At 42.1% G+C, this 17,516-nt stretch carries 18 protein-coding genes and 1 other annotated feature; of the genes, 12 read left to right on the forward strand and 6 right to left on the reverse strand.

The features are described 5' to 3' along the window. Positions 1-43 precede the first annotated feature (43 nt). The 11 genes from GX089_17470 to nudC all read left to right on the forward strand — a co-directional run bounded on the left by GX089_17470 (position 44) and on the right by nudC (position 8,937). On the forward strand, positions 44-562 hold the full coding sequence (locus GX089_17470) for a chemotaxis protein CheD (GenBank protein NLP04286.1): 519 nt from the start codon (positions 44-46) through the stop codon (positions 560-562). Beyond that, positions 116-167, reverse strand: a sequence feature (possible 23S ribosomal RNA but 16S or 23S rRNA prediction is too short). It overlaps the preceding gene by 52 nt. Then, positions 549-1,070, forward strand: coding sequence for a chemotaxis protein CheD (locus tag GX089_17475; protein ID NLP04287.1), 522 nt, complete (start codon positions 549-551; stop codon positions 1,068-1,070). The genes GX089_17470 and GX089_17475 overlap by 14 nt, the downstream gene beginning before the upstream one ends. 405 nt (positions 1,071-1,475) lie before the next feature. Continuing rightward, on the forward strand, positions 1,476-1,994 hold the full coding sequence (locus tag GX089_17480) for a purine-binding chemotaxis protein CheW (protein ID NLP04288.1): 519 nt from the start codon (positions 1,476-1,478) through the stop codon (positions 1,992-1,994). Positions 1,995-2,017: 23 nt separating this feature from the next. Next, the gene (locus GX089_17485) at positions 2,018-4,000 is read left to right on the forward strand and encodes a HAMP domain-containing protein (protein ID NLP04289.1); all 1,983 of its coding nucleotides are present in this window, start codon (positions 2,018-2,020) and stop codon (positions 3,998-4,000) included. Positions 4,001-4,060: 60 nt separating this feature from the next. Then, entirely contained in the window at positions 4,061-4,867 is an 807-nt protein-coding gene (locus tag GX089_17490; GenBank protein NLP04290.1) for a methyltransferase domain-containing protein, read from the forward strand. Positions 4,868-4,925: 58 nt separating this feature from the next. Beyond that, complete coding sequence (locus tag GX089_17495) at positions 4,926-5,954, forward strand: chemotaxis response regulator protein-glutamate methylesterase (GenBank protein NLP04291.1); 1,029 nt, start codon at positions 4,926-4,928, stop codon at positions 5,952-5,954. 62 nt (positions 5,955-6,016) lie between these two features. After that, positions 6,017-6,475, forward strand: coding sequence for a chemotaxis protein CheX (locus GX089_17500; GenBank protein ID NLP04292.1), 459 nt, complete (start codon positions 6,017-6,019; stop codon positions 6,473-6,475). Between the two features lie 40 nt (positions 6,476-6,515). Continuing rightward, positions 6,516-6,884, forward strand: a complete 369-nt coding sequence (locus GX089_17505) for a response regulator (GenBank protein ID NLP04293.1) — start codon at positions 6,516-6,518, stop codon at positions 6,882-6,884. A gap of 504 nt (positions 6,885-7,388) precedes the next feature. After that, entirely contained in the window at positions 7,389-7,760 is a 372-nt protein-coding gene (locus GX089_17510; protein NLP04294.1) for a hypothetical protein, read from the forward strand. Between the two features lie 67 nt (positions 7,761-7,827). Continuing rightward, positions 7,828-7,998: a hypothetical protein gene (locus GX089_17515; protein NLP04295.1), complete on the forward strand. Its 171-nt coding sequence runs from the start codon at positions 7,828-7,830 to the stop codon at positions 7,996-7,998. A gap of 105 nt (positions 7,999-8,103) precedes the next feature. Beyond that, entirely contained in the window at positions 8,104-8,937 is an 834-nt protein-coding gene (gene nudC, locus GX089_17520) for an NAD(+) diphosphatase (GenBank protein NLP04296.1), read from the forward strand. Positions 8,938-8,962: 25 nt separating this feature from the next. Here nudC and GX089_17525 read toward each other — a convergent pair whose 3' ends face one another. The 5 genes from GX089_17525 to GX089_17545 all read right to left on the reverse strand — a co-directional run bounded on the left by GX089_17525 (position 8,963) and on the right by GX089_17545 (position 15,747). Further along, a complete protein-coding gene (locus GX089_17525) occupies positions 8,963-10,780 on the reverse strand; it encodes an aminotransferase class I/II-fold pyridoxal phosphate-dependent enzyme (protein NLP04297.1) in 1,818 nt (605 codons plus the stop codon). Between the two features lie 19 nt (positions 10,781-10,799). After that, a complete protein-coding gene (gene yidC, locus GX089_17530; protein NLP04298.1) occupies positions 10,800-12,248 on the reverse strand; it encodes a membrane protein insertase YidC in 1,449 nt (482 codons plus the stop codon). Between the two features lie 111 nt (positions 12,249-12,359). Continuing rightward, the gene (locus GX089_17535) at positions 12,360-14,258 is read right to left on the reverse strand and encodes a DUF3413 domain-containing protein (protein NLP04299.1); all 1,899 of its coding nucleotides are present in this window, start codon (positions 14,256-14,258) and stop codon (positions 12,360-12,362) included. Further along, positions 14,245-15,465 carry a CDP-glycerol--glycerophosphate glycerophosphotransferase gene (locus tag GX089_17540; protein NLP04300.1) on the reverse strand — a complete coding sequence of 407 codons (1,221 nt, stop codon included), beginning with the start codon at positions 15,463-15,465 and terminating at the stop codon, positions 14,245-14,247. The genes GX089_17535 and GX089_17540 overlap by 14 nt, the downstream gene beginning before the upstream one ends. 36 nt (positions 15,466-15,501) lie before the next feature. After that, on the reverse strand, positions 15,502-15,747 hold the full coding sequence (locus tag GX089_17545) for a hypothetical protein (protein ID NLP04301.1): 246 nt from the start codon (positions 15,745-15,747) through the stop codon (positions 15,502-15,504). A gap of 305 nt (positions 15,748-16,052) precedes the next feature. Between GX089_17545 and GX089_17550 the strand changes: the two genes are divergently transcribed. Continuing rightward, on the forward strand, positions 16,053-16,496 hold the full coding sequence (locus GX089_17550) for a flavodoxin (protein NLP04302.1): 444 nt from the start codon (positions 16,053-16,055) through the stop codon (positions 16,494-16,496). 129 nt (positions 16,497-16,625) lie between these two features. Here GX089_17550 and GX089_17555 read toward each other — a convergent pair. Then, on the reverse strand, positions 16,626-17,516 hold an 891-nt coding region (locus GX089_17555), incomplete at its 5' end, for a hypothetical protein (protein NLP04303.1).

Consider the following 17,516-nt stretch of genomic DNA (forward strand, 5'->3'; position numbering starts at 1 on the left):
AATTCAGGGTGAAAAATCACCAACATTCGAGTGTAAGACAATAATGGAAGCTGTTCATAGAGAGACTTATTACCTGCATCCCGGATATATTTACATTTCAAGACAGCAGGAGACCATACAGACTGTTCTTGGCAGTTGTGTAGCAGTTTGTTTATGGGATCAGAGCCAGAAATGCGGCGGCATGAACCATTTCCTGTATCCTGTAACCAGAGAAGCTGCAAATGCAACTCCCCGATTTGGAAATGTAGCGATTCTGACATTAATAAAGATGATGAATGAGGAAGGCTGCAAAAGTGAAGATCTGAAGGCCCATATTCTTGGCGGCGGCCATCCGGAGGGAGTAACCGGGGAGAACCTTGGAGATCAGAATGTAAAGATTGCACGTGAGATTCTCAAGAACAAAGGAATCTCGATCATAGCCGAGGATGCAGGCGGAAGTGTGGGCCGTAAGATAGCTTTTGATGTAATTACAGGACATGTGGCAGTTCTTAAAGTGCACAAGGTAAGAAAAGAAGACTGGCATACAGAGGAATACATGAAAACTCCTTATGAAGGGAGATGAGGGGTTCACATTGCCGGAGAACACTAAACGCTCAAATCTGATAGTAGGAATTTCCGATATGGTAATTTCTACTGATCCTTCTACACTACTTACCACCTATTCACTTGGCTCCTGCCTTGGGCTCACTGTATACGATCCTGTTGCTCTTATCGGCGGGATGATTCACTGTATGCTGCCGTTATCAAGTTTAGATCCGGCAAAAGCCAGAGAAAAACCCACGATGTTTGTGGATGTAGGTGTACCGGCACTCTTTGCGGCTTTTTTCAAAGCCGGAGGGAGCAGATCACGAATGATTGTAAAGGCAGCAGGATGCGCTCAGATACTCGATCCAAGCGGTCACTTCAGAATCGGAGAAAGGAATAAACTCGTGCTTAATAAGCTTCTCACTAAAAACAACATAGAACTTACTTCCCAGTCCACAGGCGGTTCGGTTTCACGTACAATGCAGCTTGAGATAAGTACCGGACGAACAACCATCAAATCACCCGGAATAGTGGTTGAGATTTGATCAGCCGGCGCCTGGAACGCAAAGAGGGACTCCAATCTGACAAAACCCCTGGAGGTATTTCTCTATTTTGTTTTTTTCAGACACTTATCCCTTACCAATAGAATTTGCCGACATCTACACAATTGTTGCTTGACAATGATTTGTTTCTGCGATAGAATGTTTTTCTGTTAGTTAATGAATCATCAGGAGTTTTCAAAGCCTGATTTCATCTTGACTTGCAACCTGTGAAGGGGTATAATCTTAATATTATTTACGTGTTTGTTGTCTTATTTGATATGAAATATGGATCAATTACCGGAAACCGGCAAGAATCATCAGACCCCGTAAACAACCCCATCAAAAAAAGTTCTGATCTGATTTCTGCGAAACTGTTATCCTTTACTAATAATCATCAGAGGAGAAAAGATGGCTGAATCTGGCCAGTTAGCAAATGACATAAGCGGGCTCGCAGGTAAATATCTCACTTTCCGACTTCAAAATGAAGAGTACGGACTGGAGATACTCAAGGTGAGGGAAATCATTGGTATGATGTCAATAACCAGGATACCCCGTACACCTGAATTTGTGCGGGGAGTGATTAACCTCCGCGGCAAAGTCATACCGGTTATTGATCTGCGTAAAAAATTCGGAATGGAAGACATCGCTGACACAGAAGAAACATGTATCATTGTTGTTGATGTAAAGCATGGCACAGATACCCTGCAGATAGGTATTCTTGTCGATTCAGTATCTGAGGTGCTGGATATAAAGGTCGATAATATCGAGGGTACGCCGTCTTTTGGAACAAATCTGGATACTGATTTTATCCTGGGTATGGCAAAAGCGAAGGGATCTGTTAAAATTCTGCTGAATATCGAGCGGGTTCTTTCCCGCAGTGAATTGACAGCGGTTTCCGGAACTCTATCTGAAGATGAAAACAAATAGAAACATTTACAAGGGGTATTAAAATGCTGAACAGATTGAAGATTGGGCAGAAATTAATCACCGGTTTTATGGTCATGGCTTTACTTTCAGGAATAATAGGTTTTACCGGATATCTGGCCATCAGGGATCTTGGCAACTTTCGTCTTCCCGGTATCGAATCGCTCTCTACAATTAAAGAGTGCCTCAACAGGGTGATTACCGGAGAAAGAGGACTCTTAATATCGATGATTTTTGAGGATGAATCCTTGCGAACGGAACAATATGACTGGATTAGTAAAGCATTCGAAGAGGCGGAAGTCTGGTATAAAAAATATGATAAGATGAAAAAGACCAGAGAAGATGCAGAATTATGGAATAATTTTAGGCAGAAATGGGAAGAGTGGAAGACACAGCATTCAGATTTCATGAATGCTGCGAAAGCTAAAGAATCTGCAATGAACATTAAAAATGATTCTCTTACAGAGCTCTACGATGAGGAAATGGACCTTAGAAGCCTCCAGTCCCGTAAAGGTTTCTATGCTGCATACGACGTACTCAGCAAACTGGTTGATTTGAATTCAGAGATGGCTCAGAGTACCGCATATAAAACCAGAATGTTCATGCTCATTATCAGTCTTCTGGGTCTAATCCTGGCAATTACAATCGGCCTGTCCTTTTCAAAGTCCATTACAAACCCCCTTTCCCGCACCGTTACAATGATCCAGGAGATGGGGAAAGGACACCTGGATATGAGGCTGAAGATAGATCGTGGGGATGAGATAGGCATAATGGCAGACACTTTGGATGCATTCGCAAATGATCTTCAGAGCACGGTTATCGGCAGCATGAAAAAGATTGCCGATGGAGACCTGAATCTCAATATAGTCCCCAAAGATGACAAGGATGAAATCTCTCCGGCATTGAAACAGACAGTTGAGACCCTGAGAAGTCTTATCATAGAAGACGGTGGTGTAGTGCTGCAGGCTGCAGCAAATAAAGACCTTTCAAAACGACTGCATAAGACATACAGCGGTGATTTTGAAAAGATGAAAAGCAACATCAACACTGTAATAGAAAACCTCGAACTGGCTGTAAACCAGGTTTCTGAAGCAGTGGAGCAGGTCACGGCAGCAAGCGGCCAGATCTCAAGCGGATCTCAGAGTCTCGCAGAAGGCGCTAACGAACAGGCAAGCTCCCTGGAAGAGATTTCCTCTTCACTGGAAGAAATGTCCTCCATGACAAAGCAGAATGCTGAAAACGCCACTCAGGCAAGAAATCTTGCAGGTGAAGCAAAGCTGTCTGCTAACGAAGGCAATGACGCAATGGTGCACATGTCAAATGCCATTGAAAAGATCAAGGTATCATCTGATAACACAGCAAAAATCATCAAGACAATTGACGAAATCGCTTTTCAGACAAACCTTCTCGCTCTCAATGCAGCCGTTGAAGCTGCACGGGCGGGTGAAGCAGGTAAAGGGTTTGCCGTTGTGGCAGAGGAAGTCAGAAATCTGGCTATGAGAAGTGCCGAGGCAGCAAAGAATACTGCCAATATGATAGAGGAATCAGTAAAGAATGCCGAGGGTGGTGTAAAGATAACCGAGGATGTGGCGGAGATTCTCAATCAGATAGTTGATCGTACAAATAAAGTAAATGATCTGATCGCCGAGATTGCAGCAGCCAGCAACGAACAGTCTCAGGGCATTGAACAGATCAATACTGCTGTAGCACAGATGAATAAGGTCACACAGGCCAACGCATCCAATTCCGAAGAGTCAGCCAGTGCCGCTGAAGAGCTCAGTAATCAGGCAGAGGAACTGGCTATCATGGTCGGTGCGTTCAAGACATCTGACTCGGAAAACAGAATCCAGAACACAAAAACCAGACTTGTTTCTCAGCAATATGTCGCCGCTTTGCCGGAAAGCAAAGCTCAATCAGTAATACCCAGAATGACTCCACGGGGAAGCAGTAAAGCGGTTCACCCGGAAGAGATAATTCCATTGAATGAGGACGAACTGAAGGAGTTTTAAACCGGTCAGGGAAACACATGACAAGATAATACCAAAAAGTGTAAAGTTTCTTTAGAGTAAATGGACAAAAAAACATTCGATGAATTCCGGCGCGTAGTCTATGAGAAAAGCGGCATTACCCTGCATGAGGGCAAGGAGGCTCTTGTTGCTGCAAGAACAGGTAAGCGCATGCGTGCACTTGGAATAGAAAATCACAGACAATACCTTGATTATATACTTCATGACCGGACCGGATCTGAAGTGATTCAACTGCTGGATGTGATTTCTACCAATGTAACCCATTTTTTCAGGGAATCTACGCATTTCAATTTTCTGGGACAGCAGCTTGGAATTCTTATATCATCTGGGCAGAACAAAATCAGAATCTGGTGTGCAGCAAGTTCAAGCGGTGAAGAGCCATACAGCATTGCAATGACATTCCTGGAAAACTGCAACGGGTTCAGAGGCGACATGCGCATACTTGCTACAGATATCTCTACAAAAGTGCTCACAACCGCCATAAGGGGTTTTTACTCCAAAGAAAAAACCAAAGATATTCCGCCACTTCTAAAGGACCGATATTTCGAGCCTGCCAAAGTGGATAATACAGATGGTTACCTGGTACGGAAAAGTGTCAGAGATATGATAACCTTTTCACGTCTGAATCTCTCTGCCCCGCCATTTCCCATGCACGGCCCGTTTGACTTTATCTTCTGCCGCAATGTCATGATCTACTTTGACAATGAAGTGCGAAGAAAGCTGATTGTGGAGATTCACAGACTTCTTAAACCGGGAGGATTCCTGATCGTGGGGCATGCAGAGAGTCTGACTGGTTTTCAAACACAATTAAAGAGTGTTAAACCTTCTGTTTATATCAAGGAGAAATAGAGTACTGCGGCCCATCATGAGTAATATTTTGAACTGAGCATTTATGGAAAAGGCGTAAATGAAAATAAAAGTGCTTGTAGTTGACGATTCGGCAATTGTGAGGCAGATCTTTACCCGGGAGCTGTCAAAAGACAGCAGTATAGAAGTAGTCGGAACTGCCCCTGATCCTTATGTGGCACGGGATAAAATCGTTCAACTTAAACCCGATGTTTTGACACTCGATATAGAGATGCCCCGGATGGACGGGATCACGTTTTTGCGCAAACTTATGAAGTATTACCCCCTGCCTGTAATCGTAGTCTCATCATTGACCCCGGCAGGCGGGGACCTTGCTCTGGAGGCGATGGAGGCAGGTGCAGTTGATATCATGTGTAAACCCGGTTCAGCTTATACCGTAGGGGATATGTCGGAAACACTCATAGAAAAAATCAAAGCTGCTTCCGCTGTTGACATGAGTAAGAGGATTGCCGCAAGTGAGCGGCTGAAAACAGAACCGGTAAAACGTTTATCTATGACCAGGACGACAAACAAAGTAGTAGTAATCGGAGCATCCACCGGCGGGACAGAAGCTATCAAGGAAGTTCTTACAGCTTTCCCGGTAACTGCGCCGGGTACTGTCATTGTGCAGCACATGCCTGAGCACTTTACCCGTTCATACGCACAGCGTCTGAACAGCTTGTGTGCAATAGAGGTAAAGGAAGCTGAGGATGGTGAGAGTGTTATTCCAGGAAAAGCCCTTATCGCTCCCGGAAATCACCATTTACTACTCAAGAGAAGCGGTGCCAAATATTTCGTGGAAGTAAAGGATGGACCGCTTGTCTACCATCAGCGTCCATCTGTAGATGTTCTTTTCAACTCAGCAGCACAGTACGCCGGGGTCAATGCCATAGGAGTCATACTCACCGGTATGGGAAAAGACGGGGCTCATGGGCTGCTGCAATTAAAAAATGCAGGTGCAGCTACAATCGCGCAGGATGAAAAGAGCTGTGTCGTATTCGGCATGCCAAGGGAAGCGATTGAAGCAGGAGCAGTGGAGACAGTTGTTCCACTCAACAAAATAGCACAGACTATCCTTTCAAAATGCTGAAAGTATGATATGATAGATAACTGATTGAGAATTACCACTTATAAAGAAAGAGAGGCAGCATAGTGGATGTCCGTTATGTAAATCCATTCATTCTTTCAACAATTGAGACATTCAATATTATGCTCAAGCTCAAAGTCACTCCGGGTAAACCGCAGCTGAAAATGGACCCTTTCCCGACACATGATATCTCCGGTATTATCGGAATATCAGGAGACGCTGTTGGTACTATAGCCATCAGCTATCCAAGAATTGTCGCACTGAAGACAGTATCCAGATTTCTTGATGCTGAATTCAAAATTTTTGACTATGCTGTCACGGATGCAATTGGTGAGATCACCAATATCATAGCCGGAAGCGCAAAAAAGGATCTTGGCGGACTGAATGTCCAGATATCTCTTCCCAATGTGGTGATCGGAAGAAACCACAGGCTGGTAGGTCCTAAAAACGCGCAGAATATTCTGGTACCGCTTCAGTCTGAACTTGGTTCAATGTACCTTGAGGTAAGCTTGAAAACACCCTGAACAATTATAAATATTTGCAATTTAAAAGGAATGTGATTGTATGACAAACATTATGCTCGTAGATGACTCAACCACACTCAGGCGTATTCAGCGGAACATCATCGAAAAACTCATGTCATGTACAATTGTCGAAGCCTCAGACGGTAAAGACGCAATAGAAAAGCTTAAAAACTTCAAGCCGGATTTGTTTTTCCTTGATGTAAACATGCCGAATATGGATGGAATCAGTCTACTTAAACACCTCCGGAGCAACGCACAATACGCAAGTTCCAAAATTGTGATGTGCACAAGTGAATCAGAAAAAACAAAAATAATCGAGACAATCAAACTAGGAGCAAACAGTTATATAGTGAAGCCATTCTCTCCTGAGACACTTGAGCAGAAACTTAAAGATCTCAAGGTTATCTGAATCTGGTACTCGATCTCTATCTGCCTGGTGCTTCCACAAGTGATACTGACTTTGCAAGAAGTAAATGATGATCGGGGAGTATAATTATTGCCTGATATTGTTTTGCAAATCAGCGATCTCAAGTATTATTCTTTTTTATTCAGAATTGCCTGCAAAAAGCATCTCGGTATATTATTTCGAGGAGTATTCTTTTCCTGTAACAACGGTACCATGCCCCTACCCTGTTCTGTCCACTAATTGCCTCATTCCGACAATGCACCGGGATCATAAGATGACACTCCCGTTCTGATATGTCTGAAACAGGATTGGAAATAATTACATTTGGAATACAGATGTATTGACTTATAAAATCAATTATAATTATAATATTCTGAAAAAAATATACTGCACTGTTTACAACGTAATTGCTCATCCTTAATATTTACCTTCATAAAGGGGGCCTGGAAATGTCTTTAAAAAAAACACGCTCTGATGTTTGTATTTGTATCAGGTTTACTGTTATCGATGACTGGCTGCTTTCCCACAAATACAGAAAAGGATAACGGTGATACAAATCCGACTGATATTTCAGACAAGCTGATCAACAATGATGATCCGACAGATCTCCCGGATGATGTTGATCCCAAAGCAGATATTTCCGATGGCGGCATAGATTCAATGTTTAACGTCCTGATTTCGCGTGTAGAAAGTCTCGAAAGCACTGAAAGCCCTTCAGATTTCTACAAAGTTGATTTTTCATCTCTCCGCCGCGGATTCGCATCTGCTATTGTCAGCAAACCATCACATGTAAAGGCTAATATCGGTTTTATTGTCTCAACTGTCCTGTCTCTGAATGCAAATCCGGACCTTCAGAAGATGATCGATACCCGTTTATAGCAAACCTCTTCATACTACTGCATTTGATTTCCGCTTTCTGCTCTTTACTCCTTCACTGAGTGTATGCATGTCTGTCGGGCCGCTTGATATGGTTCTTTCTGCAGTTCAGCGGATTCCTATTGTACTTTCCAGTTCCCAATCAGATTCTGAGCCCACCGGTTCTGAAAGTGGATCGGGTCCAAAAAACGAGTATTCAGGCGGAACAACAGTAAAAGTATCATTTACCTGGAATATGTGATTGAGGTTTTTGTGAGAACAGTACAGGCAAAATGCAGAACACAGAAGATCCAATATCTATTTTGAAAGATTACATTTTTAGAAACCTGTCTCTGAAAGCTTATCTATGATTCATGAAATTTCTCCGCACCGATTCAACAACCATTATCTCCCGGGAAGAAAAATTGGAGAGGAAGACTTTATTCTTCACTATGAAGGAAGTTCAGTTTTGCTTAAATCCATCGATGAAAACCTGGAACTTCCACGGAAAAAGGATTTCCCGGAGATTTCGGATAAAACAGAAACCGTGTTCCTTTTTACATTTGATGACATTCCGTGTTTTCTTGTATGGGATCACCTTCAGACAGACAGTCCTTCTTTGATTTACAAAGAATTAATTTTTTTCCGGACCACCAGGCAGCAGGAGATTGCATGGATCACTCTGGCGGGATTCCATCTTATGAACTGGTACTCACAAAACAGATTCTGCGGAAAGTGTGGAGCAAGAACGCAGTTGAAATCCGATGAAAGGGCCGTGATCTGTCCGGAATGCAGCACAGTCGTTTACCCCAGGATCTCTCCTGCAGTAATCGTGGCAATCATCTGTAATGATAAAATTCTTCTTGCACGTGGTTCAAAATCTCCTGGAAACAGGTATTCCCTTATTGCAGGATATGTCGATGTCGGCGAAACGCTCGAGGAAGCAGTGGCGCGCGAGGTAAAAGAGGAAGTAGGGCTGGATGTAAAAAATATCCGTTATTACAAAAACCAACCATGGCCGCTTTCCGGTTCAATGATGATAGGGTTTATCGCTGAAGCCGATGATACCCAACCTGTTTTAATTGATGAGGAAGAGATTTCTGAGGCGGCATGGTTTACCAGAGGAAATCTCCCGGAGCACTCTTTCACTATTAGTATTGCTGGAGAGATGATTGACAGGTTTGATAGAATGCAATTGTGAAATAGAATTAAGGAATTAATAAAAATCAGTTCAACACCATCTCATCACTGGATATTTCCAGAAGATCAGGTTCAACATTAAACAGATATTTCACCAGTTCCTGGTTTTCAGCCTGAAGGCGTACCGCAAAACGAAAATAACCTGCTCCATCAGAGAATTTTGAACTGACATCCTTGATAAAAATTGATTTTTCCGACAATAAATATCTGCTCAGTCTATCTGCAAAAGCGACATCCCCTTTCAATCTCACCAAAAGGAAATTCGCAGCACTTCTATACACTTTGTCCACGTATGGAACCGAGGAGAGAGCAGCAGCAAATTCAGTCCGGTCACTGATTGTCTGTTCAAAAGAACTGTTCAAAGCGATTCTGTGTTTTAAAATCAGTTCCAGATAGTGTTCTGCGATGGAGTTCATATTCCAGATTGGAATGTTCTGTTTTACATAGGAATTCATTTCCTGGTTACAGCAATAAAAATAACCCAGCCGGATCCCAGGTACACCCAGAGATTTGCTTAAACTTTTGATAACCATTATGTTTGGCAGAGGCTTCTTTTCCAATAATGTGACAACAGATGGAACTCCTGAGAATTCAATAAACGATTCATCAACCAGCACCTTTTTCTGAGGAAACCTGGCAGCAAATGAATAGATCCATTCGGTATCAAGAAGGGTTCCGGTTGGATTGTTCGGATTTACAAAGGTAATACACTCTGCATTTATTGCTTTCTGCTCGATTTCATCAACATCAAAATCGCCATCATCTTTGTAAGTATCGAAATTGTTGAATATTCTGCTGTATTCACCAAAACTGGGATAAGGGATAAGTGCAGGAGAACTGCCGAACTTAGATCCAAGAATCGGATAGATCTGCGATGCCCCATTGAGTGCAGTCACTCTCTTTTCATCGCACAAAAGAAACCATGCCATTTTTCTGTCAAGAAGTTCCTGCCGTGACCCGTAATTGTGCATAAGATCTGTAAGCACGTTTTTCATCTCTGAAATTATCGAAGCATTGGGGAAATGCATGTTCCGGATAAAACAGAAATCTGTAAAATGGTAATTCCAGTATCCACCAAAAGCGTGTTCAAGAATCTCTTTCCGGTTTTCATTAAAGTCAAACTCGGCAACCTGCAGATCGTTTGGATCATCTACTTCAGACCAATTCTCCCCCTGCACTATTTCTGCATGTATCGTTTCTCTTTGCATGTAAATTAAAATGCCAAGGATCAGTTCATAATAGCAGTTACGGTCAATTACATTGGCATAATAGATAAGCAGTTTCTTGAAAGAAGTATTGCAAAATTCCATGGAAAATTTGTAAATATTAAGCGTCTTGTATTTATCAGAAAAATCGAAGGATTCTGACTGCAGATGAGGCGGGATAACGTTTGTAATCACCGAATTCTCAACAGTAACCACAGTCCCATCCATACCGATTCTGTATTTATCAACCAGTGCAGCATTTTTGTATGGTGAATTTATCAACCTCCTGATAACTTCAGGTTGGTAGAGCAGATCAGATTCGATCAGTATAATATCGCTGTCAATATTTATGTGCTCAAAGGCAAGTGCCATAGAGTAAATGTTGTTCGTTTCGCGGTATTTTGAATTATGTATAAATTGAAAGGACAATTGCGGGTAACACTCACGCAGATAAGCCGTCAATTCATCAGCTCTGTAGCCGGTAACCACCACAATATCTACGATACCGTTCTCAACCAGCCCGTCAATAATTCTGCAGATAATAGTTTTTCCTGCAACCTTCAGCATTGTTTTATGGCAGGAATCTGTCAAGGGTCGCATTCTGTTTCCATATCCGGCTGCCAGTATTATCGCTTTCATAATCTGCCTTAAAATCCTTTCAGTTACCTGCTGAAATTACCGGTTGGGATGGTTTGTCTTTTCCTTTTCCAAACTTTTGCATTGTGACCTCAAATACAGTGGAAAGAAAAGCCAGTATGTTGTTCATCGTCCAGTAAATAACCATTCCTGCCGGTGATCTGTAAAGTAGAAGAAAAAACAGAGCCGCCATCCAATATAGATTTTTCCTCTGCTTTTTCTGAAGAGATCTGGAAAGTGAGGAATCGGCGTGTATCCATGAAGCACCAATTGTAAAAGAGGTCATTATAAATGGGAGAATATTGAAATACTCACCAAAAAAAGGAATACTGAAGGGAAACTTAAAGAGCTGATCCGGATAAGAGAGATCTTTTATCCATAAAAAGGAGGAACAGCTTAAAACAATATGCTCACTTAGCATGTCGTAAGCCGCGAAGAAAACCGGTATCTGAATAGCAGCACTCAGCAGACTCTTCAATGAATAAAGAGGGCTTATTCCTAGTTCCTTATAAGCTTCCAGAGTTTTTCTTGTCTGCTCCTCACCCTTATACTTTCTTTTTATCTCATCGAGATGCGGCTGAATCAGTGAGGATTGACGGTTTACCTCCTTTTGCCATCTGTCGGCAATCTTAAAAAGCGGTGCCAGTACAATCTTTACACAAACAGACAATAAAATCAATGATATCGGGACACTGTGAAGTATCCTCAACAGGAAGTCAAAAACAAGCAAAAACCCAAAGGATAACCATCTTATCCATGATGGTAAACGATAAAGAAGTCTGCCAAGCTGCGGGTCGGTTTTTTTAAGTTCTTTGTAAACTATCGGACCATAATAAACTTTCAAGCTGAAAGATTGAGAAGCATCTGAAGGCCCCTCAATAATAAATGCACCGTCTTTATGGGATAAGGACAGACTTTTCCCTGCAGATTGAACAAAACAGCCCCAGAATCTGTTGTGAATTCCTGTCCAGTGCTTTTCTTTTAAAGTGTCGGTGTCCGGTGCTTTTTTCAAGCCGAGGGTTCTGATTTTCTTACCGAAGATTACCAGATCCTCTCCGTCTCTTATACTATCGGGAAAGGTAACCTGCAATTTAGAGAGATTCTTCGTCGGTACAGCCTCTTTATTCTCACCAATAAATCTGCCCGAGAAAACCAGAGAATAGTTGTTTTTATGGAAAGAGTATTCTTTTACTACCTGGGCACCTGATGCCAAAGGTGGTGAAAAGAAACTCAAAGAAACAGTTGTATCTGATTCGGATTGATGAAGGATATATGGTGACAGCTTATCATTACTGTCTGAAAACAGCTCTTTTCCTGGTTCCATTCTTATTAATGGAACCCCGCCATTCTGAACCTGGAGTTTTTTATCTATTCTGACAACATCATAGTAGTTATAGGATAACCCGATGTCAACAAGATCACCATCTGCGGTAAAGCGAATAACCTGATTCTGAATATAGAAAGAGAGCAATGTATCGGAAAGTAACTCTGTATTTTTTGAAAAAATATCAGCAGGTAAAAATATGAACAGAAGAAGGTATAAAGAGGTGAACCTTTTAAACATCGTGTTACTTTCGCATGGTTACTGTTTAAAAAACCTGCCCACTTCACCTAATGCGGAAACGATATTAGGGCCGATCTGCGGTTTTTTTACGATCTGATATTGTTTGTCTCTGACCTCATAATATCCTCCCGGGAATTGAACTGTGATCTGGCTTGGCTCTACAATCGCAAAATTGAAATAGCTTCCTGTAAGAATCCACTCCCAGGACTCTTCTGAAAACAGATTTTTACCTGAACAGTAATCGGATTCCGGATTTTTCACCATGAACACATCTTTCATCAGTGTGGCAACAATATCATAATGAGAAGTCCTTCTCTCAACAATTCCCTTCGGTTTTCCAGGCCAGATTGTAACAAATGGAGTCCTTATTTGCCAATCACTGAAAGAACTGCCATGCCCGTTGTACCCCAGACCATTATCATCAAATTCCTCCCCGTGATCTGAGGTAATAATTACAACAGTGCTCTCCAGTAAACCTCGTCTTGTGAGATCCTCCAGAATCGATTCTACAAGTGAATCAGAATATTGAAGACTCACTTTGTATCTGGCAAACTTTTTTTGTGCCTCTGTCATTCCTTTATCATACTGAATTTTGTCTTTATATGCCGGAGGATAATTCTCAGTACAGAGTGCATCATAAAACAGGAACCCGAAAAATGGCCGGTCAGTATTTCTGTGGTCCAGCCATTCTTTCCATTGATCAGTGATAGCGGAATCATTTCGATAAGCTGCCTGAGGGTCAGGTATCACAGTTTCAAGCCTGAGATTCTCAATTTTTACAAAAGCAGTGATGTCCAGATTTGCCGGAGCATACAATTTATAGCTGGTAAAAATCCCTATAGAATAGTTTGTCTGAAGAAGTCTGTCGATAAAAAGCGGAGAGCATTTATTGGATTCCACAAACTGCTGATAGGTTGGAGGTATTCCATAGAAAATAGAAAACGTCCCCATCTTTGTGGAGTTTCCACCGCTATAATGGTTCCTGAAAATGGTTCCGTTTCTGCTGGCGAAATCAAAACAGCGCGGTGCATTCACAGGATTCATCATATCGTATCGCATGCCATCAACAGCGATTAATAGTATGTTTTTATCAGGATTTTCAACTGCAAATTCCAGCGGTTTCTGAGGATAAGCAAACACACTTCCGCTGCTGGTTAATTTCTTAGGAAGTACTCGTCTGTTTGAGATATCAACGAGTCCATGTTTGACCATGAATCTTTTACTGGTTGACGGATAAAAAAGCGGCAGTGTAGTGGTAAATCTGGTGATATCCACATACCCTGTAGCATCAGCCCACATGTGAGTAAAATGAGTAAAGAGCAGAAATACCAGAGTAACCGGCAGACTGACCGAAAGCCAGATCTTTTTGCGGTCAATTACAAAACGATTCCAGCATATTTTAGCCACAAACGAATTGAACACAGTAAAAATGAACAGATACAGGATTCCAAAACCCCAGGTCTTCCATCCCAGTATCTTTACAGTAAGAAGATTAAAATGGAACCGGTTGGAAGTATACACCTGCGCATCAAGAAGTTCGACACACAATACAATGGATGTCAATGCCACACATGCAGGAATTATGAACTTCCGATAAGGCAGAAAAATGATCAACGGGAAAACAAGAGCTATCCATGCAATGATTGAAAAGGACGCAAAATGGCTGATAAAAGCGGTAAGAGTATAAGCGATGGAGAGAAAATCACCCGGGAATCTGTACGTAGTGATATAGAGTAAACCAATAAGAAGCGTCAAAACAGCAGTAATGGAAAAGAACCCCGCACTCCATCTGAAAAGTTCCAGACGTCCTTTCATCTGCCACCATGAACCCTTTAAAAATAACGATGGTTTCTTTTTTACACCTACAGCAATGGCTGATTCAGGCGACGAGCTCTCAGGTAGATTACTGGTTTTCATTGTTCCTTACAGTGTTTTGGGAGCCAAGGGTGCCATCGAGTCTTTTTTGCTTCTGCATATCTGCAATTTTCATTATCTCTCTGGCCCCTGTTTCAACACTTTTTCCGAAATTAAAAAGGATATTCTCCCGTAAATTGGAAATCTTCTTCTTGAATTGCTCGGGATCAGACAGAAGTTTCTCAATTACAAGTGGCGCTTTTTCGAGTTCATCCATCTTGAGTACGAATCCCACTTCATTACGGATACTTACCTCCATGGGCTCCAGTCCCAGTTCCTGGTATGAGGGGTTTCTTACTCTACGGGGGACATCTATGTATAAAACCGGCTTCTCAAGGCCAAGGGCATATTCAATAGATGTAGATGACCAGTCGCACACCAGGAGATCAGAATCAAAAAGCGAATCTGTATCACCCATGCGGTTGACATATTTGAGTAAGGGGTTTTGTCCGTAAAGCCTTAAAATCTCTTCCACTACTTTGGGAGTGAGTTTAAGAGTCTGGTAGTGAGGACGCAGGGTAACCCTGAATCCGGCATTGAGTAAAACACCGACTATTTCTTTACCGCAAAGATTGAGTATCGAATTCTCCCCCCAGGTAGGAGCCAGCAGGATTGAGTAAGGTTTTTGCGGAGGTTTACACCTTTTGGCAGCTTCATTATAAAGCTCCTCTACCCTGGCATATCCATGAGGAATCAGATTCTTGGGAGCAAGCCCTTTCATCTGCTCCCGTTTACGGATCTCCCTGATCTGGTGTGGCCCTACACAAAGAATTGTGTCATAGTGATCGTAGGAGTTCTCAAAATCAACCATGTGGGTACTGCCCATGGCATGGAACAGATATATGTAATGAACAGGATTGATAGATCGTTTGAGCTGAAAAACGTTCAGATCTATCATGGTCAGCAAAAGGCTGTCTGCTTTCAGGAACTGAAAGAGCATGATCTGCCAAAAACCAGGTTTAATGTAGAAGGGCATAAACAAGGGATGTTTTTTAGAAAGCCCCGGATCCAGAGGATCCGAACTGATATAACATACGGATCTGGAATTTGATAACAACTCTTCAATGATCTTACGGAAATGATGCCAGTCCTGGCCGCTTTCCGAATAGACCACTATGTTGCGTTGATCATCTGTAAGCTTGTTGAATGCCCTGTAATTCTGAAATGATTTAAAAAACAGGCTCAGCGAAAGGAAAGGATTCTGTTTCACAATCTGCTTTCGAATTATTGTGAATGAGAATAAAAATCAATTTTTCTTTTTAGATTTAAAGAAAGATGCGATTTTAAACCAGAAGGTTTTTACTCCGAGAATTATGGTTGCGAAAATCCCCACAATAGCAGAAATTATCATTGTTCCGGTACCCGGATCCAGGTATGCAAAAGAGAACTGGGGGTTTTGCTGAAGTTCTGGAGTAAAGTATCTGGCCACAACAGTAGCTATCAGCATGAGACTAAAGATATTCAGGCGAAGATATTCCAGCTTTTTTCCCATAATCCCTCCCGGCTAAAAAAGACTAATAAAATAATTCACACTCTTTGTTATTACCACTACCTCTTTTCATTTGGCCGGTTTGAAGCATTCCATCCAAAAGGAAACGCTGTTAACCGGAAGTAAAAACTATTTTCAAGAAATAGCCCGGGCAATTCAATGTAAATAACACACCTGAAGCGGGCAGATTGTCCATTTAATTCTGTAAAAATAGATGTTGCTTTAACAGGTAATTATAAAACAAGATCAGACGACAGGTACCATGTCCGGTATCGAATGAAAAATGAAAACAAAAAGGAGGTATACTTGTGAAAGTTGCTATTGCATACTACTCCCAGCATCATGGGAATACGAAGAAACTTCTGGATGCCATTAAGGAAAAGTATGATATAACACTGATCAATGTGGTTGAAAGTAAAGTGGCAGATTTATCCGGTTACGACCTGACAGGGTTTGCATCCGGTACATATTTCGGTAAATTCAGCAGGGAAGTTATGGATTTTGCCAGGAACAACCTGCCGGTTAAAAAAAGAGTATTTCTTATAAATACCTATGGTGCTAATAGAGGCAACACAAAGGAGATGAAACGGATCATCGAAGAAAAGTCCGGCCAGTTGCTTGGAACCTATGGATGCAAAGGTTTTGACACATTTGGCCCTCTTAAACTTATCGGTGGAATCGCAAAAGGACATCCGGATGAAAATGATATAAAGGGCGCAATAGAGTTTTTTAAGGAGATTGTTCAAAAATAAAGTAGCAATTTTACTGCAGGTAAAGACAGAAATGAAGTTTCAAGAGCACTCGGTTCATAAAAAAAAGCAGCGGTCTTATTCTGGAGCTTCTTGCGCAGGATAAGGCCGCTGTAATGTAAACAGACAGATTTAGAGTTTGAAGAAAGCATCAATCTTACTGGCGATATCATCACCAGTCAGCATATCATGATCTTCACTCCCTTCACTCTTCGCCTTTTCTTCAGGTTTCTTTTCCTCATCCGCCTGATCTTTTATCTCAAAGACTTCAATACCCGACTCTTCTTCCTGCAATTCATAAGCAGGACCGATCACCTCACCCCCATGAGACTGCAGTGAGGCTATTTCCTGCTCTGGTTCACCTCCGACTACCTTTTCTTCGGCTTTTACCTGTGTTACGGTGCCATAATCAGTGTCGGTCTTTTCAGAAATGGAAGCTTCAATCTCTTTAAAGTTATCCTCAAACTCGGAAAGTTCAGCCTTTTTTTCAGGCATGCGAAGTTCGCTCGGTAACTCCTGAGGAGAACGAGGAATCCGGCTTATATCCAGATCCATTATTGTTTCCATTGTGAACTCTTCATCCTCAGATTCCTGCTCACTCTCTATCGGTTCATCAGCAGGGGTTGCAGAGGCCTCCACATCTTGCTGGACTTCATCGATTTTACTCTCTTCAGGAACATCCTGAGAGATCTCCGGCTCAGCAGGGATCTCCGCATCAACACCCTCTTCTGACTTTTCCCCCAGAGTTATTTCAACAAATTCCTGCTCCTCTTCCCCCTCCTCTTTGATCCCATCTTCAACCGCAGATATTTGAGGTTCCTCTTGCTTAGCAGGCTCCTCAACAGCTTCCTCTTCAGGCTCAAATTGCAATTCCCAATCAACCGCTTTTACTTCCTCTTCCGGGGCAATCACTGCAGCAGGTGAATCCTGGGCTTCCGCTTTTTCTTCAACCTCAACCGCTTCCTCTGATTCCTGCTGAACCGGTTCTGATGAGATCTCCTGATCCGGTTCCTGATCCTTAAT

The organism is Fibrobacter sp. (assembly GCA_012523595.1).
In the GTDB taxonomy this organism is placed as follows: Bacteria; Fibrobacterota; Chitinivibrionia; order Chitinivibrionales; family Chitinispirillaceae; genus JAAYIG01.

What these genes read in the sequence shown, in the direction of transcription:
- GX089_17470 (NLP04286.1), top strand. Translation starts at nt 44, where the DNA reads ATGGAAGCTGTTCATAGAGAGACTTATTACCTGCATCCCGGATATATT.
- GX089_17475 (NLP04287.1), top strand. Translation starts at nt 549, where the DNA reads ATGAAGGGAGATGAGGGGTTCACATTGCCGGAGAACACTAAACGCTCA.
- GX089_17480 (NLP04288.1), top strand. Translation starts at nt 1,476, where the DNA reads ATGGCTGAATCTGGCCAGTTAGCAAATGACATAAGCGGGCTCGCAGGT.
- GX089_17485 (NLP04289.1), top strand. Translation starts at nt 2,018, where the DNA reads ATGCTGAACAGATTGAAGATTGGGCAGAAATTAATCACCGGTTTTATG.
- GX089_17490 (NLP04290.1), top strand. Translation starts at nt 4,061, where the DNA reads ATGGACAAAAAAACATTCGATGAATTCCGGCGCGTAGTCTATGAGAAA.
- GX089_17495 (NLP04291.1), top strand. Translation starts at nt 4,926, where the DNA reads ATGAAAATAAAAGTGCTTGTAGTTGACGATTCGGCAATTGTGAGGCAG.
- GX089_17505 (NLP04293.1), top strand. Translation starts at nt 6,516, where the DNA reads ATGACAAACATTATGCTCGTAGATGACTCAACCACACTCAGGCGTATT.
- GX089_17510 (NLP04294.1), top strand. Translation starts at nt 7,389, where the DNA reads ATGACTGGCTGCTTTCCCACAAATACAGAAAAGGATAACGGTGATACA.
- GX089_17515 (NLP04295.1), top strand. Translation starts at nt 7,828, where the DNA reads ATGTCTGTCGGGCCGCTTGATATGGTTCTTTCTGCAGTTCAGCGGATT.
- nudC (NLP04296.1), top strand. Translation starts at nt 8,104, where the DNA reads ATGATTCATGAAATTTCTCCGCACCGATTCAACAACCATTATCTCCCG.
- GX089_17525 (NLP04297.1), bottom strand. Translation starts at nt 10,780, where the DNA reads ATGAAAGCGATAATACTGGCAGCCGGATATGGAAACAGAATGCGACCC.
- GX089_17535 (NLP04299.1), bottom strand. Translation starts at nt 14,258, where the DNA reads ATGAAAACCAGTAATCTACCTGAGAGCTCGTCGCCTGAATCAGCCATT.
- GX089_17545 (NLP04301.1), bottom strand. Translation starts at nt 15,747, where the DNA reads ATGGGAAAAAAGCTGGAATATCTTCGCCTGAATATCTTTAGTCTCATG.